Raw genomic sequence first — 19919 nt, 5'->3', positions numbered from 1 at the left:
ACCCGGCCCATGAGCGTCCGTAGCCTCACATGTACGCCCATTCCAAGGAGCAGGCACATGAGCGCACAGCCCGTCGACCCCTTTCCCGAGCCCCCTCGCACTCCGGACGACGTTGCCGCCGCGCTTCCGCCTGCGCAGCGAATGGAGTTCTACCGGGAGATCGGTACCGCCACCGAAGAGACGATCAGCGGAGTCCTGCGGCGCTGGCGCCTGCGGATCCGCCTCTACCAGACCCCCGACCCTGGCGAGAGGATGCTGCGCGAACACCAGGACGGCACCCGGCCCGGACTGCCCGCCACCGCCGCTCTCCGTACTGCCACGGAGGCTCGCGGCCGGTGAACGATGAACAGCACGATCGCATCACTCTCTCCCCGCAGGTCTGGGGCATCGTGAACGATACGAGTGTGCCGTCCGACGCTCCCCAGCCGGTCCAGGCCCATGTCACGGTGTCGGCCGCGATGGCCGGCATTCTGCGTGATCTCGCCGCACTCGACGGGCGAACCCCCGAGGCCCTGGCTATCGAAAGCGCTGCGGGAAAGCTCGTCATCCCCGAGGGGACCGTCGGTGACGTGGTCGACGACTGGGGCCTCTTCGACGGGCCACGGGACCTCGCGAGCCGTGTGCACGAATACCTGCGAGGCGGGAGCGCTGCGTGACCGTTCCCGTTGCGCTTGCGGTGGCCGACACCAGCGTTCTGCTCGCCGCCTTCAACGGCCGCGACGCGCGGCACCGGGTCATCGCTCCACGTCGCTCGGGTGAGTGGCCGCTGGATGTTCGGCCTTGATCGTCCACCGTCACGAGCGGGCCGCGGCTGGCGGCCGCGGCCCGCTCGTGACGGAGAGGCGGTCAGCCCGTGAAGGCGGAGACCCCTTCCGGGGTGCCCCAGCCGGTCGGGCCGTCGTATCCCGACCGGGCGGTGCACAGGTAGGTCGTGGAGCAGCTGCCGTTGTTGCCGCTCGTCACGTCGTTCAGCGCCGAGGTGCCGGCCGCCGCGTACGGGAAGGAGGCCGGGTAGGAGGAGGACGAGGGGGTGCCTGCGAGGGCGTAGACGCCCGCGATGATCGGCGAGGAGGCGCTGGTGCCGCCGAAGGTGTACCAGCCGGCGGTGACGCCGTAGGAGTCGTAGACGGAGACGCCGGTGGCGGGGTCGGCGACGGCGGAGACGTCGGAGATCGTGCGCTTGGCGCAGCCGGTGTCGGTCTGCCAGGTCGGCTTGGTGTCGTAGGAGGAGCAGCCGGAGCCGGTGCCCTCGGTGCTCGATGTGTTCCAGACGGTTTCCGTCCAGCCGCGGGTGGTGGAGGTGGCCTTGGAGAGGGCGGTGCCGCCGACCGAGGTCACGTACCGCGAGGCCGCCGGGTATTCGGCGCCGTAGCCGCTGTCGCCCGCAGAGACGGTGATGGCCACGCCCGCGTGGTTGAAGTACGAGGAGTCGTAGCTGGTGTCGGAGGAGGACTCCGAGCCGCCGTAGCTGTTGGAGACGTACTTCGCGCCGAGGGTGACCGCGCGGTTCACCGCCGTGCCCAGGTTGGCCATGGTGGCCGACTTGGCCTCGACGAGCAGGATGTTGCAGTTCGGGCAGATGGCGGAGGCCATGTCGAGGTCGAGGGAGATCTCCTCGGACCAGCCCGAGTCGGAGGAGGGCAGGGAGGTCGTCGAGCCGGTCTGGCTGACCTTCTTGAAGCAGCCGTTGGCCGTCGTACAGGCGCTCAGGCCGTAGTACGAGCGGTACGTGGCGAGGTCGGACTCCGCGTTGGGGTCGTTGTACGCGTCGACGATGGCGATGGTCTCGCCGGAGCCGCCCGAGGCGGCGGCGGACGTCAGGCCATACGCGGACTGGAGGTCCGTGGGGCCGTAGCCGGAGGGGGTGGTGGCGTCGGCGGCCTTGGGCGTGACGCCCGTCCTTGCCGCCTGCTGCTTCTGGAAGGCGGTGAGGCCGCCCGTGACGCGGTAGGAGTTGCAGGCCAGTTCGCCCTTGTGCTTCGGGGTGGCGCAGGGGGTCGCGGTCCAGGTCGCCTTGGTGGAGGCGGTGTGCGCTGCCGCGTCGGCCTGTACGGCGGTGCCGAAGCCGGCGAGGACGAGGGTGGCCGTGGCGGCCGCCGCGGTGGTGATACGGCGCCAGCCGCGGCGGCCGGTCGGTCTGCCGGGGGGAGTGGAACGCATCGTGCAGCCTCCTGATGTTCCGGTGGTCCTGATGGGGGTGGAACAGGGGCAGTGCGGGTGCGTTGCCGACCCTCTCTTGTTGAGTACGCAACAACAAGAGGTGGTCGGAATCCTGACTTCCGGCTTACCGAACGCAGTCTGAGACTTTAATCAACTCACAGGCCACTCACGGGAGTTGCCCGGGCCGGTGGCTGCACCGCTAGCGCGTGGTGCACTTGGGGTAGCGCGAACCCTCGACGCAGTTGCTGTAGGCGCTGTAGCTGACGTCGACCTCTTCCATGTCGCCGCTCTTCGTGCGGACCTTCAGCTCGTACTCGGTGTGGCAGCTGCGGGTCCGCTTCGAGCCCTTCTTCTTCGTCTTGCACTCGTGGTCCGTGTCCTTGCTGACGACGGTGCCGGTGACGTTCTTCGACGAGCTGCTGCACCCGGCCAGTGGCGCGGTGAGTGCGGCGACGGTGAGCAGGACTGCGAGCGTGCGCTTCATGCGGTTTTCCCCCGGGGCGTCGTGGATCGGACGTCGACGTTCTCCGGAGATGGTGCCCGATGGGCTGTCACGCCCGAACGCCGGGGCGTACGGGAAAACGGGCCGCGGCCGGCTGCCGTGACCCGTTTCCCTTTCCGCGCCGCCGAGGAGGCCCCACGTACTCCCTCAGTCCGGCGGCTCCCCGTGACCCGACGGGGTGGTCCTGCTGCGTACCGCTGTCAGCTCGCCGTGAAGGCGCCCAGGCCCTCGGGGGTGCCCCAGCCGGTCGGGCCGTCGTAGCCCGACTTCGCGGTGCAGAAATAGCTGGTGGAGCAGGTGCCGTTGCTGCCGCTGGTCACGTCGTTGAGGGCGGAGGTGCCGGCCGCGTTGTAGGGGTACTGAGCCGGGTAGTCGCTGCTGCCCGGGGTGCCGGCGAGGGCGTAGACCGAGGCGATGAGCGGGGAGGAGGCGCTGGTGCCGCCGTAGGTGTTCCAGCCGGTGCCGTCGGAGCCGTAGGTGTCGTAGACGGAGACGCCGGTGGCGGGGTCGGCGACCGCGGAGACGTCACCGATCATGCGCTTGCTGCAGCCGGTGTCGGTCTGCCAGGAGGGCTTCGCGTCGTACGAGGAGCAGCCGGAGCCGGTGCCCTCCGTGCTGCTGGTGTTCCAGACGCTCTCGGTCCAGCCGCGGCTGCCCGAGGACGTCGAGAGCTTGGTGCCGCCGACCGCCGTGACGTACTTGGAGGCGGCCGGGTATTCGGCGCCGTAGCCGCTGTCGCCGGCGCTCGCGGTGATGGCGACGCCCGGGTGCTTGTAGTACGAGGAGTCGTACGTCGTGTCCGAGGAGGACTCGGAGCCGCCGTAGCTGTTGGAGACGAACTTGGCGCCGAGCTTGACGGCCTCGTTCACCGCGGTGCCCAGGTTGGCGTCGGACGCCGACTTGGCCTCGACGAGGAGGATGTTGCAGTTCGGGCAGGTCGCGCTGACCATGTCGAGGTCGAGGGAGATCTCACCGGCCCAGCCGCTGTCGGCGGTGGGGAGGGAGGTCGTGGAGCCGGTCTGGCTGACCTTGGAGAAGCAGCCGTTGTCCGTGGTACAGGCGCTCAGGCCGTAGTAGTCGCGGTAGGTGGCCAGGTCGGCCTCGGCGTTCGGGTCGTCGTAGGCGTCGACGATGGCGACGGTCTCGCCGGAGCCGTTGGAGGAGGCGGCGTCGGTCAGGCCGTAGGCCGACTGGATGTCCGACGGGCCGTAACCGGTCGGGGCGTCGGTGGCGGCGTTCGGCTTGATGGTCCTGGGGGCGACGCCCTTGAGTGCGGCCTGCTTCTCCATGAAGGCGGTGGTGCCGCCGGTGACGCGAAGGGCGTTGCAGGCGGCGTAACCCTTCTTCGGGGTCGCGGCACAGGCCTTCGTGTACTGCACGTGCGCCTTGGCGACCTGCGCGGCGATCGCCTTGGTGCTCACCTTGTGGGCGGCCGTCGTGGCCGTGGTGGCGGCGTTCGCCTGGACCGCGGTGCCGAAACCGGCGAGGACCAGCGCCGCGGTGGCCGCGGCGGCCGAGCCGATCCGGCGCCATCTGCCGGATGTGTGGGGGGAGTTGGGGGTGGTCGTACGCAACGTACAGCCTCCTGGGAGTGGTGGGCAGAGGCCTGCGGTGGGGGGACTGCCGGGTGCTCTCGGCAGGGGCGGCGACCCGCGTAGACCATCGCTTGTTGAGTACGCGACAAACAAGCCAGTTTCGGAATTCTGACTTCCGCATTACTGAAGGGGGTTGGCGGATTGCTGCTCAATGGCGGCGCGATGGACGGGGGTTGGGGGTGGCTTGACTTCGCGCACAGCATTTGGACAGGTGAGGGACAGGTTTACGCGCGTCACTTCCCGGGCGCCTGCCGCCTCCGTCCGGGCGGGACGGGGGTCAAGTCTGCGCCATATGGCCTCGGAGGCTGAGAGGGCGGGAGGTGCCCGACGTATGTAGTGGGCATGTGGACGGCGACCCCGAAGAGGGGCAACCCTGTGATCCAGCACCGCATCGTCCTGGCTTCGGCCGCGGGCCTTGTCTGCGCCTTCCTGCTGGCGGCGTGCGGCTCCATGAACGGTGACGCCTCCGGTACGAGCGCAGCCGGTGTCGCGCCGGTCACGTCGGCTCCGGCGACCTCGGCACCGGCGGCCTCGGCACCGGCGACCTCGGCACCGGCCGGCGGCGCGGCGTCCGCGAGCGGGCAGACGGCCTCGACCACCACGGTGCGGGTCGAGGCCGTGAAGGGCGGGGGCGGCGTGGTCACCGACGGGACGGGGGCGACCCTCTACCGCTACGACAAGGACCGGCCGAATCCGTCCCGGTGGACGTGTGCCGGGGCATGCGTGAAGACATGGATTCCGGTCATCGTGTCGGGCGCCGTGCAGACCGTGGGCGTCGACAAGAGCCTTCTCGGCACGGTCCACCGTGACGGCAGGAAGCAACTCACCCTGGGCGGCTGGCCGTTGTACCGCTATGCGGGCGATACGGGGGCCGGGCAGCTGAACGGTCAGGGGAAAGGCGGGCAGTGGTACGCCGTCACTCCCGCCGGGGGCAAGGCCCGTGTGACCGGCTGAGCATCAATGCGCTGCGGTGGGCAGGGCGTCCGCGTGCGCCTCCGCCTTGGCCGCGCGTACGCCGCGCAGCGCGCCGGACCAGGCGATGACCTGGTCGAGCATGTCGCGGACCGCGGCGGCGAGGCCCTCCGCCGGGACGAAGGCGCCGGTCGCGAACGCAGGTATCAGGGCGATGGCGGGTTGTGTGCGGACCGTGGCCGTCTGGAGCTCGGCGAGCACGAGCCGCAGCGCCTCGGCGGCCCGAACGCCCGCGGCCCATCCGCCGTAGCTGATGATGCCGGCGGCCTTGTCGTTCCACTCCCGATAGACGTAGTCCAGCGCGTTCTTGAGCGCGCCGGGGAAGGAGTGGTTGTACTCCGGGACGAGGAACACGAAGCCGTCGAAGCCGTCGATCAGTGCGGACCAGGCGCGGGTGTGCGGGTGCTCGTACTGCTGGTGGGTCGGATTTCCGCCCTCGTCGAGGTTGCCGAGGCGGTGGTGGGCGAGGTCGATGAGCTCGTAGTCGGCGCCGCCGTGGGCGCGCGCCGTGTCGAGCACCCAGGAGGCGATCGGCTCGCCCCGGCGTCCGGGGCGCGTGCTGCAGAGAATGATGCCGATGCGGAGTGTCATGGTGTTCCTTCCGGAGAGTTGATACGTCAACTCCAGGAGAAAGGTGAGTTGACGCGTCAACTCTAGGGACAGGCGAGTTGACGCGTCAACACCCTGGCTCGGTATGCTGCCCGCCATGGCTCAGACGCGGACGCTGGAACCCGAGGAGTGGGAGCTCTGGGACACCTGGATGCGCGCGCAACGCCTGCTCGCCCGGGAGCTCGACCGTGGTCTGCAGCGTGACTGCGGCATCTCGAAGGCCGAGTTCAGCGTGCTGGTGACGCTGTGGCAGGCCCCCGGCCGCGAGATGCGCGTCGGCGAGCTCTCCGAGTCGCTCGACTGGGAGAAGAGCCGCGTCTCGCACCAGCTGACGCGCATGGAGAACCGCGGCTTCGTGGAGCGGACCGAGCACGGCGCCGGTGGCCGCCGTACCGGCGTCGGGCTGACCGACAAGGGGCGCGGTGTCGTGCAGAACGCCGTCCTCGTGCATGCCGGAAACATCCGCCACTACTTCCTCGACACGCTCGCACCTCAGCAGGCTGCGGCTTTGCGGGCCTGGAGCGGGCAGCTGATCGACCGCATCGAGCCGCGCGGCAGCGGGACCGCCGACGACGCCCGGTAGGACCCCGCCAGGGCTGTGGTGTCGGACGGATGTCAGTCCGGTGGCCTAATGTGATGGTGCGGGTTCGGAGAGTGAAGGGAGGATGTTGTGACGAGGGTGGAGTCACGGCGCGGGAAGCCTGCACTGGCGTGCACGGAGCGTGACGCGGAGGCGGGCTCGGTGGTCGCACCGTACGGTGGTAGCGACGCCGAAGCGGAGGAGAGACGGAGGCAGCGAGCCATGTCCGTGTCGCCGGGCGCCCTGCCCCGTCTGCGACCCCGGAACCCGGGTGCCGTGTACGGCGCCTGCCCGCGCGAGCCGCAGCCGCAGGGAGGATCGTTCACGGAGAGATCCAAGTGAACGCCGGACCTTTTTCTCACCTTCGTGGGTCACAGTGGGCGCCGATGAAGCGCATCCCACGCATCAGCAGGCGTGTCACCAGTCCCCTGTGCGCGGCCATCGTGCTCCTCGTGCCGGCGCTCACCTCCGCTTCCCTCGCCAATGCGGACGACGGGCCGGGGCCCCTCGGGGTGACCGTCGTCGCGGCGGACAACGCGCAGTCCAGGAAAGTCGGGGCCCTCTTCGACGCCGACCGGAGATCCTCGCTCGCCGGCGGGCACTTCTGCACCGCCTCCGTCGTGTACAGCCCGCACCGCAATCTCATCGTCACGGCCGCCCACTGCCTGGGCGGGAGCAAGGACGGGGACCTGATCTTCGTGCCGGGCTACCGGGGCGGGCAGGCGCCCTACGGGACGTGGACGGTGCGGAAGGTGTTCCTGCCCGACGGGTGGGCCAAGGGGCAGCACGAGGACAGTGACGTCGCCTTCGCCGTCGTCGAGAACAAGGACGGGAAGAGCGTCGAGGACGCCGTCGGCGGCAACCCCTTCGTGGCCGGCATGGCGACCGGGGCCACCGCCGTCACCATCACCGGGTATCCCAACGCCCGTGAAGTGCCCGTCAGCTGCACCAACAGACCGACCTCGCACAGCCGCACCCAGCAGCGGATCGACTGCCCCGGCCTCTCCGGAGGGACCAGCGGCAGTCCTTGGGTCAACGGGGACAAGGCGGTCGTCGGGATCCTGGGCGGGCACGAGAAGGGCGGGAGCACGGACGACATCTCGTACAGCGTGGTGTTCGGGGCGGAGGCGGCCGAGTTGTATCGGGATGCGACCAACTGATGCGTTAGCGCTCCGCTGGGTGCGCCGATTTGCGGCTTCGTCGCGGGGCTGGGATGTGCCGTCGGGCGTCTGCAGCGTCGTCGTGGCTGGTCGCGCAGTTCCTCGCGCCCCTATAGGGCGCTTTGATCTCCCCGAACATTGGACGCGGCCCTAGACTGACCTGGGCTTCGGACTCCCGGGCGGTGAGGGGCGGTTGACGGTGCGTAAGGCGTGGATCGTTGCCGGCGTTGCCGTCGGCTCTGCCCTGTCCTTCGTCATGCTGCTCGTCGTCGGGGTGTACGTCGTCGCCGGGAACCTGATCAACGGGGTGGGCGGCGGTACCAAGGCCCTGGCCAAGGGGGCCGTGCCCGCCGCGTACTCGGCCATCGTGCAGAAGTGGGGCAACCTCTGCCCCGCCCTCAACCCCGCGCTGCTCGCCGCCCAGCTCTACCAGGAGAGCGGGTTCAACCCGAATGCGAAGAGCGCCGCGGCCGCGGAGGGGATAGCGCAGTTCATCCCGGGCACCTGGGCCACCCACGGCGTCGACGGCAACGGAGACGGCGTCAAAAACGTCTGGGATCCGGCGGATGCCATTCCGTCCGCCGCCTCCTACGACTGTCAGCTCGCCTCGTACGTCAAGGACGTACCGGGGAACCTGACCGAAAACATGCTCGCCTCGTACAACGCGGGTGCCTACGCGGTCATCAAGTACGGGGGCGTGCCGCCGTACAAGGAGACCCAGAACTACGTCAAGACGATCACCACGCTCGAGGAGAGCTTCGCCGCGCCGGTCAGCCGGGTGGATCCCAGCAAGCAGGCCGCCGGGGCCATCTACTACGCGCAGAAGAAACTCGGCACGCCCTATCTGTGGGGCGGCGACGGGACCGCCGCGGACAACGGGCGTTTTGACTGCTCGGGGCTGACCAAGGCCGCGTACGAGAGTGTCGGGATCACGCTGCCGCGGGTCGCCAACGACCAGTACAACGCCGGGCCGCACCCCAAGCGGGACGAGCTTCTGCCCGGCGACCTCGTGTTCTTCTCCACGGACCCCACCGACTCCCGGGCCATCCACCATGTGGGGATCTATGTCGGTGGCGGGTACATGATCGACGCGCCGAGGACGGGCGCGGTGATCCGGTTCGACCCCATCGACACCTCCGAGTACTTCGGAGCCACGCGAGTCACCGAAGATGGCGCGAAAGCACTGCCCACCACGGTGTGAACCGAGCGTGAACCCACCCCCTGAGCTGCAGAGATGAGTCTCTCTTCGATAACGTCTGCGTGATCATTCGGTGGAGTGTGGAACGTAGTAACTGGGACCGTGCGTTCCTGTTCTCGTAGTCATCCGACAGTCATCCCGGTGGCTGTCCAGGACGTGACCTACAACCACGGGGGTGGGTAAGCGGGCGTGCGCGAGTACGTCCGGCAGCAGACGACGAAGGGGCCTCAGCACCATGGCTGGACTCGCCGAATCCGGGTCGAACCCCGACGTCGACCTGCTCTACGACATCAATGGCCTGGCCAAGGACGCGCCGCACTGGTTCGACCGGCTCGTCTCCTTCGTGGGCGAGTACGGGCTGCTGCTGGCCATGGTGCTGCTGGTGGTGTGGTGCTGGTGGTCCGTGCGGCGGCGGGGCGACGAGGACGCCGCGTCGTCCGTCGCCGCGTTGGTGTGGGCGCCGGTCGCTGCGGCCCTGGCGGTGCTGGTGAATGTACCGATACGAGGGTTCGTCGAGCGGCCTCGGCCGTTTCGGACGCACGACGGGCTTGATGTGCTGGTGTCCGGGAAGACCGACTTCTCGTTCGTGAGCGATCACGCGACGATCACCATGGCCATGGCGGTGGGGGTGTTTGTCGCCAACCGGAAGTTCGGGCTGGTGGGGATCGGGTTGGCGCTGCTTGAGGGGTTCTGCCGCGTTTACATGGGTGTGCACTACCCGACTGATGTGGTCGGGGGGTTTGCGCTGGGGACGGCTGTGGCGTTGCTGCTTTCGCCGGTTGCCATGTTGTTGCTGACGCCTGTGATGAAGGCTGTTGAGGGGTCGGCTTGGGGTGGGTGGCTGGTTCGGAGCCGGGGGCGGGTTGCCGTAGGGCAGGGTGCGTTGATCCCTGGGGCGCGGAATGAGGCTGTGGGGGCGGACGAGCGGGACCTTGCTGCGTAGGCGCTCCGCTCGAAGCCGGTCATTGTCTGCGGGTACGTTGTGGCTGGTCGCGCAGTTCCCCGCGCCCCTTCAGGGCGCTACAGCGACTGGGGATAGGTGAAGAAGCGGTTCGGGTCGTACTGCTTCTTTATGGCCGTCAGGCGGGTTGCCGCGTCGCCGTAGTACGCCTGGCGCCAGTTCGTCAGGGTCGGGTCCGTGTAGTTCTGGTACGCCGCTCCCGAGGCGTACGGGCGCATGGCGTTGTGCGTGTTGGTCAGCCAGGTCTGGGCCGCCCCGCCTGTGGTGCCGGCGCGCCAGGACGTCAGGTACTGGGCCAGCATCCGGGAGCGGCGGTGGACGAAGGCCGTTGCCGTGGGGGAGACGCGGTTGACCGCGCCGCCCAGGGCCGTCAGCGCGATGCTGCCCGCGCCGCCCGGGACCGAGCTGATGTTCCTCAGCAGGGTCTGGATGCCCGCCGAGGAGATCGAGCGGTCGAAGAAGTCCGAGCGGGCCGTGTAGGTCTCCCGGCCCAGGGCGCCCTCAGGGTTGCGGTTGGGGGTGGAGCCGGGGAGGTGGCACTGGGCCTCGGTGCGGAAGGACGAGCAGCCCGCGTACGCCTCCATCGCCCCCTCGTAGGTGTGCCGTTTGAGCGTCTCGCTGCGGGCCGGTGCGCCGACCGCGGAGACCAGGCGGTCGAGGGCGTTCTGCAGTTCGCCGTAGGTGCCGATGGAGAACGCGGCGACCGACACGGTGGGCGAGCCGCCGTTCTCCAGGTGGCAGGAGGACCAGATCTCGTCGGGCTGGTCGGGGCCCCACTCCTGCCAGGCCTTCACCACGGCGGCGGCCTTCGACCAGGGCCAGGTCAGATACGCCGAGACGGCCTGTGGGGCCGGGTGGGTCTTGAAGTGCAGTTCGGTCACGACGCCGAAGTTGCCGTTGCCCGCGCCGCGCAGGGCCCAGAACAGGTCCTTGTTCTCGGTCGCGTCGGCCGTCAGCTGCTTGCCGTCCGCCGTGATCAGGGTGGCCTGCGTGAGGCTGTCGCAGGTCAGGCCGTACGCCCGGGAGACCACGCCGTGGCCGCCGCCCAGGACCAGGCCCGAGACGCCGACCGAGGGGCAGGAGCCCGCGGGTATCGTCACGCCCTTCGCGGTCAGCGCCCGGTAGACGTCGATCAGCTTGGAGCCGGCACCGACGACTGCCTGGTCGCCGCTCACCCGGATCTGCTTCAGCTTCGAGACGTCGACGATCAGCTTGCCGTTGCCGGAGGACCAACCCGCGTAGGAGTGGCCGCCGTTGCGGATCGCGACCCGGATGTTGTGGGCGCGGGCGTAGGAGAGGGTCGTGCGTATGTCGTCGGCGTGGGCGACATAGGCCACGGCCGCGGGCTTCAGGCCGTCGAAGCGGGTGTTGTACAGCTGGTGGGCCGTGGTCCAGGTCGCCTCGCCCGGGCGTATCAGGGCGCCGTCGAGGTCACGGGAGAGCGCGGTCCAGTTCGCGGCGGCGGCCTGCGCGGACGTCGACCTGATCGCCGTACCGGAGGAAGCGGACGACGTGGAGGTGCTGGTGTCCGCGTCGGCGGAACCGCCCCTGCACGCGGCTGTGGCGACCGCGGCCAGCGCGGCCGCGCCGCCCCCTATGAACGTACGACGTTCCATGTTGCGCCCTCCCCGGATTGCTCTCGGGGAACGAGACGGCCCGCCGACCACACGGGTTCCGGCGGAAGTGTCACTGCTGTGTCACCGTGGAGGGAGACACCAAGAGGCCGGAACCTTCGTGTGCCCTCCCCGTAAGCGTTCCGTGACCTAACCACACCGTCGGCAGGGGTTCACCTTCCGTTCATTTCCGGCCGTAGGCGCCTTCACCTGGTCTGCCTAATTTCGGCCCTACGCGATGCGGGTCGTGCCTCGGGGAAGGTGCGTGCTGTCGTCGCCGGGACTTAAACCTCGCACGCCGCCGAATTCAGGACGGCGGCTCCTGGAAGGAACTCTTTCAAGTGAAGCTTCAGCGCATGAATCGGCGGGCCATCGCCCTCGGTGCTCTCGCCGCGTCGAGCGCCCTGGTCCTCACGGCGTGCGGCTCGGACAACACCGGCGGCGGCAGCAGTGGCGGCAGCAGCGCCTCCTCCACCACCGGTGCCAGCAAGATCAAGTGTGACGGTGCCAAGGGTCAGCTGCTCTCCGACGGCTCGTCCGCGCAGAAGAACGCGATCGACGCGTGGGTGGCGCAGTTCTCCCAGGCCTGCGGCGTGCAGATCAACTACAAGGCCGGCGGTTCCGGTGCGGGTGTCACCTCCTTCACCCAGGGCCAGCTCGCCTTCGCGGGTTCCGACTCGGCGCTGAAGCCCGACGCCGTCGCCGCCTCGAAGAAGGTCTGCTCCGGCGGCCAGGGCATCGACCTGCCGGCGGTCGGCGGCGCGATCGCGCTCGGCTACAACCTCTCCGGCGTGGACAACCTGGTCCTGGACGCTCCGACCATTGCGAAGATCTTCGACAGCAAGATCACCAAGTGGAACGACCCGGCGATCGCCGCGCTGAACAAGGGCGTGAAGCTCCCCGACCTCAAGATCCAGGCGTTCCACCGCTCGGACGAGTCCGGCACCACGGACAACTTCACCAAGTACCTCATCGCCACGACGCCCGACAACTGGAAGTACTCCGGCGGCAAGGCCTGGCAGGCCAAGGGCGGCCAGTCCGCCGCGCAGTCCTCCGGTGTGGCCGCCCAGGTCAAGCAGACCAACGGCGCCATCGGCTACTTCGAGCTGTCCTACGTCACCGACGGCGTGAAGGCCGCCAGCATCAACACCGGTGCCAGCGCCCCGGTCGCCCCGAGCAGCGACAGCGCCACCAAGGCCATCGCCGACGCGAAGGTCGTGGGCACGGGCAAGGACCTGTCGCTCAAGCTGAACTACAACACCAAGGCCGACGGCGCCTACCCGATCTCCCTGGTCACGTACGAGATCGTGTGCGACAAGGGCAACAAGGCGGACACCCTGCCCGCCACCAAGGCGTTCCTGCGCTACATCGCCTCCGAGGACGGCCAGGCCCTGCTGCCGGGCCTGAAGTACGCGCCCGTCCCCGCCGACATCATCGCCAAGGTCCGCACCACCATCGAGGGCCTCAGCTGATCCGAGTGCGGTCCGGTCCCGGGCCTGAAAACCCGGGACCGGACCGCATCGTCCGGTGCACCGCCGCCACGAGCCGTACGTCCCGTACGGCTTCGCAGAGCCGCACTCCGCGTGAGGCTCCGCAGACCGGAGAACCCGATGGACACATCTACAGAGATAACTGACACGCCACCCCCCGCCCCGCAGCCCACCGCCGAACAGAAGCGCGCGGCTCGCGGCGCCACCCGACCCGGTGACCGGATCTTCCTCGGTCTCTCCCGTGGGTCGGGCATCTTCCTGTTGGTGGTCATGGCCGCGATCGCGGTCTTCCTGACCTACCGTGCCTCCCTCGCGATCAGCAAGGACCACGGCAACTTCCTCACGACCTTCGAGTGGAACGCCACGTCCGTCCCGCCGGTCTTCGGCATCGCGGTCCTGGCCTTCGGCACGGTGGTCTCCTCGATCATCGCCATGGTCCTCGCCGTTCCGATCGCCGTCGCGATCGCGCTGTTCCTCACGCACTACGCCCCGCGCCGGCTGAGCGGTCCCATCTCGTATGTGATCGACCTGCTCGCCGCCGTGCCGTCCATCGTGTACGGCCTGTGGGGCGCGCTGATCCTCGTACCGCACATGAACGGCCTGTTCGGCTGGCTGAACGACTACTTCGGCTGGACCGGCATCCTCTCCTGGGACGGCGGTACGCCGCGCTCGATGCTCACCGTGGGCATCCTGCTCGCGATCATGATCCTGCCGATCATCACCAACGTGAGCCGCGAGGTCTTCCGCCAGGTCCCGCAGATGCACGAGGAGGCGGCTCTCGCCCTCGGCGCCACGCGCTGGGAGGTCATCCGCATGTCGGTGCTGCCCTTCGGGCGCTCCGGTGTGATCTCCGCCTCGATGCTCGGCCTCGGCCGCGCGCTCGGCGAGACGATGGCCGTCGCCACCGTGCTCTCCCCGGACTTCCTCATCCACGGCAGCCTGCTCAACCCGGGCGGCGGCACCTTCGCCCAGAACATCGCCTCCAAGTTCGGTGAGGCGACGGAGCAGGGCCGGGACGCGCTCATCGCCTCCGGTCTGGTCCTGTTCGTCATCACCCTGCTGGTCAACGGCGCGGCCCGCATGATCATCGCCCGCCGCAAGGAGTACTCGGGGGCCAACGCATGAGCCACAGCGCCAACGCCGCCATCGCCGAAAGGCCCGCCAGCACGCTGCGCGGTGCCAGCCTGCCGAAGTGGTCGCCCTGGGCGATCGCCGCCGGCTCCGTGGCCGTGGCCATCGGCATCGGTCTCGCCGCCGGCCTCGACAGCAAGGTCCAGTGGGGCCTGATCGCCGGTCTGATCTTCCTCGTCGCCACGTACGTCATCGCCGCGAGCGTCGAGGGCCGCCGTCAGGCCAAGGACCGCATCGCGACCGGCCTGGTCTGGGTGGCCTTCCTCGTCGCGGTCGTCCCGCTGGTCTCCCTGGTGTGGGTGACCATCTCGCGCGGTGTGAAGGTCCTCAACGTCTACTTCCTGACCCACTCGATGGGCATCGTCGCCGACTCCCAGCCGGGCGGTGGCATCTACCACGCCATCATCGGCAGCCTGGAGCAGGTCGCCCTCGCGACGCTGATCGCCGCGCCGATCGGCATCCTCACCGCGATCTACCTGGTCGAGTACGGCCGGGGCAGGCTCGCCCGGGCCGTCACCTTCTTCGTCGACGTCATGACGGGTGTCCCGTCGATCGTCGCGGGTCTGTTCATCCTCAGCCTCATGCTGATCTTCCAGCTGGAGCCCTTCGGCTTCGCCGGTTCGCTGGCCCTGGCCATCCTGATGATGCCGGTGGTCGTGCGCTCCACGGAGGAGATGCTCAAGCTCGTCCCGAACGAGCTGCGCGAAGCCTCCCTGGCGCTCGGTGTCCCGAAGTGGCGCACCATCCTGAAGGTGGTCCTGCCGACCTCCATCGGCGGCATCACGACCGGCGTCATGCTGGCGATCGCCCGTATCACCGGTGAGACGGCTCCCGTGCTGCTGCTGGTGTTCGGCAACCGGTTCATCAACAACAACCCCTTCGAGGGTGCGCAGCAGTCGCTGCCGCTGTACATCTATCAGCAGTACGCGGCAGGCGCTGACGCGTCGTATGACAGGGCCTGGGCGGCCTCGCTCACCCTGATCGCCTTCGTGATGATCCTGAACCTGGTGGCCCGCGGCATCGCCCGCTGGAAGGCCCCGAAGACCGGTCGCTGACGCGGCCATATGCGACCGAGAATTCTGGAAGTGACGTAATCATGGCCAAGCGAATCGACGTAAGCGGACTGACCGCCTACTACGGTGCCCACAAGGCGATCGAAGACATCTCGATGACCGTCGAGCCGCGTTCGGTGACGGCCTTCATCGGCCCCTCCGGCTGCGGCAAGTCGACGTTCCTGCGCACGCTCAACCGTATGCACGAGGTCACGCCCGGCGGCCGGGTCGAGGGCAAGGTGCTGCTGGACGACGAGGACCTGTACGGACAGGGCATCGACCCGGTGTCCGTGCGCCGCGAGGTCGGCATGGTGTTCCAGCGGCCGAACCCGTTCCCGACGATGTCGATCTTCGACAACGTGGCGGCGGGGCTGCGGCTGAACGGCTCGTACAAGAAGTCCGAGCTCGCGGAGATCGTGGAGAAGTCCCTCAAGGGCGCGAACCTCTGGAACGAGGTCAAGGACCGGCTGAACAAGCCCGGTTCGGGTCTTTCCGGTGGTCAGCAGCAGCGTCTGTGCATCGCGCGGGCGATCGCGGTCGAGCCGAAGGTGCTGCTCATGGACGAGCCCTGCTCGGCCCTCGACCCGATCTCGACGCTCGCCATCGAGGACCTGATCGGTGAGCTCAAGGAGCGGTTCACGATCGTCATCGTGACGCACAACATGCAGCAGGCGGCCCGTGTCTCGGACCGTACGGCCTTCTTCAACCTGGCGGCCGTCGGGCAGCCCGGCAAGCTGATCGAGATCGACGACACGGAGCGGATCTTCTCCAACCCGTCGGTCCAGGCGACGGAGGACTACATCTCCGGCCGCTTCGGCTGAGCCCTCGAGACCCCTCGCGGTGCTGCATGGCGGTGCCACCGCGAGGACGATGAAGGGCCCGCCCCTGGCTCCCGGGGGCGGGCCCGTCGTCGTACCTGGGGGCTCCGCCCCCTACAGGAACGCCAGGTCCACGATCCCGAAGGAACCCGCCGCCACCAGCGCCGCCGCCGGCATGGTGATGAACCAGCCCAGGACGATGTTCTTGGCGACGCCCCAGCGGACCGCGTTCACGCGCTTCGTCGCGCCGACGCCCATGATCGCCGAGGTGATGACGTGGGTCGTCGAGATGGGGGCCTTGAACAGGTACGCGGTGGTGAACATGATCGACGCACCGGTCGTCTCGGCGGCGAAGCCCTGCGGGGGGTCGAGCTCGATGATCTTCCGGCCCAGCGTGCGCATGATGCGCCAGCCGCCGGCGTACGTGCCGAGGGACAGCATCAGGGCGCAGACGATCTTCACCCAGACCGGGATCGGGTCGGCGTAGGTCTGGTGGCCGGAAATGACCAGTGCCATCACGACCACGCCCATGGTCTTCTGCGCGTCCTGAAGGCCGTGGCCGAGCGCCATGCCGGCCGCCGAGACGGTCTGCGCTATGCGGAAACCGCGCTTGGCCTTGTGCGGGTTGGACCGGCGGAAGAGCCACATGATCGCCAGCATCACCAGGTAGCCGGCGACCAGGCCGACCATCGGCGACACGAACATCGGGATGACGACCTTGTCGAGGACGCCGCTCCAGAGCACCTCGGTGCCGCCCGCGAGCGCCGCGCCGACCAGGCCGCCGAACAGCGCGTGGGAGGACGAGGAGGGCAGGCCGAAGTACCAGGTGATCAGGTTCCAGACGATCGCGCCGGTGAGCGCCGCGAAGAGGATGCCCATCCCCCGGGAGCCTTCCGGCGTCTCGATCAGGCCCTCACTGACCGTCTTGGCCACCCCGTTGCCGAGGAACGCACCCAGCATGTTCATCGCCGCGGCCATCGCCAGCGCCGCCCGCGGGGTCAGCGCCCGGGTGGAGACGGACGTCGCGATCGCGTTCGCCGAGTCGTGGAAGCCGTTCGTGTAAGTGAAGAAGAGCGCGACCGCGATGGTCACGACCAGAGCGAAGGTGTCCATGGAGGGGTCAGGACTCCTTGACGGCGATGGTCTCCACCGTGTTCGCCACGTGCTCGAACGCGTCCGCCGCCTCCTCCAGCACATCCACGATCTGCTTGAGCTTGAGCACCTCGATCGCGTCGTACTTGCCGTTGAAGAGGTGCGCGAGCAGCTTGCGGTGGATCTGGTCGGCCTGGTTCTCGAGGCGGTTGACCTCGATCCAGTACTCGGTCAGATTGTCCAGAGTGCGGAGGTTCGGCATGGCTTCCGCCGTCAGCTCGGCGGCCCGCGCGAGGACCTCGATCTGCTGCTCGACGCCCTTGGGGAGTTCCTCGACGTTGTAGAGGACGACCAGGTCGACGGCCTCCTCCATGAAGTCCATGATGTCGTCGAGGGACGAGGCGAGGGAGTAGATGTCCTCGCGGTCGAAGGGCGTGATGAACGAGGAGTTCAGCTGGTGGAAGATCGCATGAGTGGCGTCGTCACCCGCGTGTTCCGCGGCCCGCATACGCTCTGCGATCTCGGCCCGGGCAGGTGCGTCCGCCCCGAGCAGTTCCATCAGGAGCTTCGAGCCGGTGACGATGTTGTCCGCGGATGCGGCGAACATGTCGTAGAAGCTCGTCTCCCTGGGGGTCAGACGAAAGCGCACGTGGGGTCCTCGGGGTGCTTCGGTTTCGGTCAGGGTGATGCTAGGCGCATCATCCGGCCACGGCTAATGGGCCGTCCCCCAGTGTCGCCCATCGGGCACAGTGGTCGGCACGGGGGCGGTACGCAGGCCCGGTCCACGCAGGGACCAAGGGCCGTATACCCAGCAAAGTTCGATACCATATACCCACCAGGGGTATATGTCCGCATGTCTTACGGGAGGACGCGATGACGACCACCGAGGCCGGCGCGACGGCGCCCTCCGACGACAGCACGCAGAACGCGACGCACGGCTACCACAAGCAGAAGGACGAACACCTCAAGCGCCTGCGCCGGATCGAGGGCCAGATCCGTGGCCTGCAGCGGATGGTCGACGAGGACGTCTACTGCATCGACATACTCACCCAGGTGTCCGCCTCCACCAAAGCCCTGCAGTCCTTCGCGCTGCAGCTGCTGGAGGAACACCTGCGGCACTGCGTCGCCGACGCCGCCCTCAGGGGCGGTGACGAGATCGACGCCAAGGTGGACGAGGCGACGAAGGCGATCGCCCGGCTGCTGCGCACCTGAACCTGCCGGGGGCGGGCCTCGCCTCCGGCTAGTCGCCGGAGGCGGCGCGCTCTTCGGCCACTTTCAGCACCTCGTCGATGCTCTCCAGGCTGAGCCGGTCCTCCGCGGCCGAGGCTGCGATGATCAGCTCTCCGCACAGCTCGATCTCGGCGAGGGCCACGTGGTCCTGAACTGCCGTACCGCCGACCGGAGCCACGTGCATCACCTCATCTCTGCCGTTGCCGACTTCCTAGAGTAGGGAGCGGCTACACACCGCGCATGGCACGGACGGGCTAGTTCTTGACACCCGTCCCTCATCCTCCGGCAGGGGCCCGCTACTCGGCGATCTTCCCCGCGTAGATGTCCTTCGAGGCCGGGAGGCGTACGTCGACGGGGGCCCCGAAGTCGTACAGCAGCGTCGTCGAGGCGACCGCCACGGTGCCCTTCTGGAGGCCGTTGACGAAGCTGAACCGGTGCCGGATCTTGCGGATTCGGCCCTGGTCGTCGAGGTAGGCATCGAACGGGACCTCAGCCGTGGCGAACCCTTTCGCCGCCGCCACGAGGGCCTCCCGGACGCCCTTCGAGGCGTGCCGCGCGGCCAGGGTGAGGTCGGCGGTGCCGCGGTAGTGCCGCACCTCGACACCGGCGAACTCGGTCCGGCCGAGATACGTCGCCGTGCGTGTCCCGCGCAGCAACTCGGCCGCGGCGTACGGGTCGGTGGCGCCGCCGGTCACCAGATTGCCGTCGGAGAGGGTGGCCGTGTCGACCCGTACCCACTTGTCGGCGGGCACTCCCGCGCCCCGGTTCTTCATGAACAGGGCGCCGGGCGCGAGGAGTTCGGTGATCGGGCGGTGGTCGTCGGTGCCGGCGGGGCTCTGCGGAAGCTGCACCTTCAGCCGGCCGATCTGCCGACGGTAGTTGTAGTCGCCCTCGCCCCGGATGGTGACGCGGGTGCCGCCGATGGCCATCTCCATCGAGGTGGTCGCCCTTGAACTGCCCGCCTCCACCAGGGTTTCGGCGGCGCGGTGCAGGATCTCGACGGGATCGGAGGCGCGGGGGTCCTCGGCGGCGGACCCGGTGCCGGAACAGCCGCCGGCCCCCATGCAGACACAGACCATCAGTCCCGCCGTGACGACCGTCCCCCTGTGCTGCCGCTCCGCCATCGCCTCTCTACCCCCAAGCCGGTACGTCCGTCACGGGCCCCCTGTCGTTCCGGATAACGACGGGTGGGTGGGGCCGTCACGCGCATACCGGCTCCGCTGCCGGAGGCGGCTGGATGAATGCGGCCCGGCGGTGGGTAACGTTGTCAGCGTGGCGCAGCAGGAACATCGCACGACGACGGTCGAACAGGGCCGGTTCTGTATGGCCCGGTGCAGCTGCGGGTGGCGTGGGCCTGCCCGCAGAGCACGCAGCCAGGCCCGGGCGGACGCCGAAGGGCATGTGAGCCTTCAGGCGTGACGGAGCGTCGTGAGTAGTTCGTCGACGAGGGTGCGGTCGCGGTACTGGGTCAGCCGGCTGCGGGCCGCGGCGGGGGAGAGCCACAGGATGCGGTCCACCTCCGTGGTGGGGGTGAAGGTGCCGGAGACCGCCTCGGCCGCCCAGTAACGGACCTGTTTGGGACGGCCGTTGGCGAAGTAGCGCAGGGTGGACAGCTCGGCGCCCGGTTCGGCCGTGTAGCCGGACTCCTCGGCGACCTCGCGCAGGGCGCCCGTCAGGTGGTCCTCGCCCCGCTTCAGCTTGCCCTTGGGGTGGGACCAGTCATCGTAGCATCGGTAACCACGGTGCACTACAGTCG

The 19919-nt window shown here is 68.8% G+C and carries 21 protein-coding genes and 1 pseudogene; 12 read left to right on the top strand and 10 right to left on the bottom strand.

The window, feature by feature from the left end:
* Window positions 1–57 precede the first annotated feature (57 nt).
* Together ACFY1U_RS30815 and ACFY1U_RS30810 are read left to right on the top strand one after the other, a co-directional pair.
* The gene (locus ACFY1U_RS30815; RefSeq protein ID WP_390697381.1) at window positions 58–339 is read left to right on the top strand and encodes a DUF6247 family protein; all 282 of its coding nucleotides are present in this window, start codon (window positions 58–60) and stop codon (window positions 337–339) included.
* Window positions 336–656, top strand: coding sequence for a hypothetical protein (locus ACFY1U_RS30810; protein ID WP_390697380.1), 321 nt, complete (start codon window positions 336–338; stop codon window positions 654–656). The genes ACFY1U_RS30815 and ACFY1U_RS30810 overlap by 4 nt, the downstream gene beginning before the upstream one ends.
* Window positions 657–846: 190 nt before the next feature.
* Here ACFY1U_RS30810 and ACFY1U_RS30805 read toward each other — a convergent pair whose 3' ends face one another.
* The 3 genes from ACFY1U_RS30805 to ACFY1U_RS30795 all read right to left on the bottom strand — a co-directional run bounded on the left by ACFY1U_RS30805 (window position 847) and on the right by ACFY1U_RS30795 (window position 4236).
* Window positions 847–2160, bottom strand: coding sequence for a peptidase S8 (locus ACFY1U_RS30805; protein ID WP_390697379.1), 1314 nt, complete (start codon window positions 2158–2160; stop codon window positions 847–849).
* Window positions 2161–2359: 199 nt separating this feature from the next.
* Window positions 2360–2644, bottom strand: coding sequence for a hypothetical protein (locus ACFY1U_RS30800; RefSeq protein ID WP_390697378.1), 285 nt, complete (start codon window positions 2642–2644; stop codon window positions 2360–2362).
* Between the two features lie 218 nt (window positions 2645–2862).
* Complete coding sequence (locus tag ACFY1U_RS30795) at window positions 2863–4236, bottom strand: peptidase S8 (RefSeq protein WP_390697377.1); 1374 nt, start codon at window positions 4234–4236, stop codon at window positions 2863–2865.
* A gap of 396 nt (window positions 4237–4632) precedes the next feature.
* On the opposite strand from ACFY1U_RS30795, the gene ACFY1U_RS30790 reads away from it, so the two are divergent.
* Window positions 4633–5211, top strand: coding sequence for a hypothetical protein (locus ACFY1U_RS30790; RefSeq protein ID WP_390697376.1), 579 nt, complete (start codon window positions 4633–4635; stop codon window positions 5209–5211).
* 3 nt (window positions 5212–5214) lie between these two features.
* Here ACFY1U_RS30790 and ACFY1U_RS30785 read toward each other — a convergent pair whose 3' ends face one another.
* Complete coding sequence (locus tag ACFY1U_RS30785) at window positions 5215–5820, bottom strand: NADPH-dependent FMN reductase (RefSeq protein ID WP_390697375.1); 606 nt, start codon at window positions 5818–5820, stop codon at window positions 5215–5217.
* Window positions 5821–5935: 115 nt separating this feature from the next.
* On the opposite strand from ACFY1U_RS30785, the gene ACFY1U_RS30780 reads away from it, so the two are divergent.
* The 4 genes from ACFY1U_RS30780 (at window position 5936) to ACFY1U_RS30765 (ending at window position 9719) form a co-directional block, all read left to right on the top strand.
* Complete coding sequence (locus ACFY1U_RS30780; RefSeq protein WP_390697374.1) at window positions 5936–6421, top strand: MarR family winged helix-turn-helix transcriptional regulator; 486 nt, start codon at window positions 5936–5938, stop codon at window positions 6419–6421.
* A gap of 383 nt (window positions 6422–6804) precedes the next feature.
* Window positions 6805–7578 carry a trypsin-like peptidase domain-containing protein gene (locus ACFY1U_RS30775; protein WP_390697373.1) on the top strand — a complete coding sequence of 258 codons (774 nt, stop codon included), beginning with the start codon at window positions 6805–6807 and terminating at the stop codon, window positions 7576–7578.
* A 193-nt stretch (window positions 7579–7771) separates the two neighbouring features.
* A complete protein-coding gene (locus ACFY1U_RS30770) occupies window positions 7772–8779 on the top strand; it encodes an NlpC/P60 family protein (protein WP_390697372.1) in 1008 nt (335 codons plus the stop codon).
* Between the two features lie 232 nt (window positions 8780–9011).
* Window positions 9012–9719: a phosphatase PAP2 family protein gene (locus ACFY1U_RS30765; protein WP_390697371.1), complete on the top strand. Its 708-nt coding sequence runs from the start codon at window positions 9012–9014 to the stop codon at window positions 9717–9719.
* A gap of 77 nt (window positions 9720–9796) precedes the next feature.
* Here ACFY1U_RS30765 and ACFY1U_RS30760 read toward each other — a convergent pair whose 3' ends face one another.
* Window positions 9797–11353, bottom strand: coding sequence for an FAD-binding oxidoreductase (locus tag ACFY1U_RS30760; protein WP_390697370.1), 1557 nt, complete (start codon window positions 11351–11353; stop codon window positions 9797–9799).
* 338 nt (window positions 11354–11691) lie between these two features.
* Between ACFY1U_RS30760 and pstS the strand changes: the two genes are divergently transcribed.
* The 4 genes from pstS to pstB all read left to right on the top strand — a co-directional run bounded on the left by pstS (window position 11692) and on the right by pstB (window position 15844).
* Complete coding sequence (gene pstS, locus ACFY1U_RS30755) at window positions 11692–12822, top strand: phosphate ABC transporter substrate-binding protein PstS (protein ID WP_390697369.1); 1131 nt, start codon at window positions 11692–11694, stop codon at window positions 12820–12822.
* Window positions 12823–12960: 138 nt separating this feature from the next.
* Window positions 12961–13965 (top strand): phosphate ABC transporter permease subunit PstC, encoded by a 1005-nt coding sequence (pstC, locus tag ACFY1U_RS30750; RefSeq protein WP_390697368.1) that lies wholly within the window; start codon window positions 12961–12963, stop codon window positions 13963–13965.
* Entirely contained in the window at window positions 13962–15026 is a 1065-nt protein-coding gene (gene pstA, locus ACFY1U_RS30745) for a phosphate ABC transporter permease PstA (RefSeq protein WP_390697367.1), read from the top strand. Before pstC ends, pstA begins: the two co-directional genes overlap by 4 nt.
* Before the next feature lie 41 nt (window positions 15027–15067).
* The gene (pstB, locus tag ACFY1U_RS30740) at window positions 15068–15844 is read left to right on the top strand and encodes a phosphate ABC transporter ATP-binding protein PstB (protein WP_389086934.1); all 777 of its coding nucleotides are present in this window, start codon (window positions 15068–15070) and stop codon (window positions 15842–15844) included.
* A 111-nt stretch (window positions 15845–15955) separates the two neighbouring features.
* On the opposite strand, the gene ACFY1U_RS30735 is transcribed toward pstB, so the two are convergent.
* Window positions 15956–16954: an anion permease gene (locus ACFY1U_RS30735; RefSeq protein ID WP_390697366.1), complete on the bottom strand. Its 999-nt coding sequence runs from the start codon at window positions 16952–16954 to the stop codon at window positions 15956–15958.
* A gap of 7 nt (window positions 16955–16961) precedes the next feature.
* Window positions 16962–17582 carry a DUF47 domain-containing protein gene (locus ACFY1U_RS30730; protein ID WP_030941586.1) on the bottom strand — a complete coding sequence of 207 codons (621 nt, stop codon included), beginning with the start codon at window positions 17580–17582 and terminating at the stop codon, window positions 16962–16964.
* Window positions 17583–17806: 224 nt separating this feature from the next.
* Here ACFY1U_RS30730 and ACFY1U_RS30725 point away from each other — a divergent pair, with 224 nt between their 5' ends.
* A complete protein-coding gene (locus tag ACFY1U_RS30725; protein WP_390697365.1) occupies window positions 17807–18145 on the top strand; it encodes a metal-sensitive transcriptional regulator in 339 nt (112 codons plus the stop codon).
* 28 nt (window positions 18146–18173) lie between these two features.
* Here the strand turns inward: ACFY1U_RS30725 and ACFY1U_RS30720 are convergent, their stop codons facing one another.
* The 3 genes and pseudogenes from ACFY1U_RS30720 to ACFY1U_RS30710 all read right to left on the bottom strand — a co-directional run.
* A complete protein-coding gene (locus ACFY1U_RS30720; protein ID WP_390697364.1) occupies window positions 18174–18347 on the bottom strand; it encodes a hypothetical protein in 174 nt (57 codons plus the stop codon).
* 112 nt (window positions 18348–18459) lie between these two features.
* Complete coding sequence (locus ACFY1U_RS30715) at window positions 18460–19287, bottom strand: hypothetical protein (RefSeq protein WP_390697363.1); 828 nt, start codon at window positions 19285–19287, stop codon at window positions 18460–18462.
* A gap of 285 nt (window positions 19288–19572) precedes the next feature.
* Window positions 19573–19914, bottom strand: a pseudogene (locus ACFY1U_RS30710) (NUDIX hydrolase); the annotation flags it as partial.
* Window positions 19915–19919: the final 5 nt, after the last annotated feature.

This window comes from Streptomyces sp. NPDC001351 (assembly GCF_042896045.1).
GTDB lineage: Bacteria > Actinomycetota > Actinomycetes > Streptomycetales > Streptomycetaceae > Streptomyces.
The sequence above is the reverse complement of the archived record's forward strand: the minus strand, read 5'-3'. Positions and strand labels throughout refer to the sequence as shown.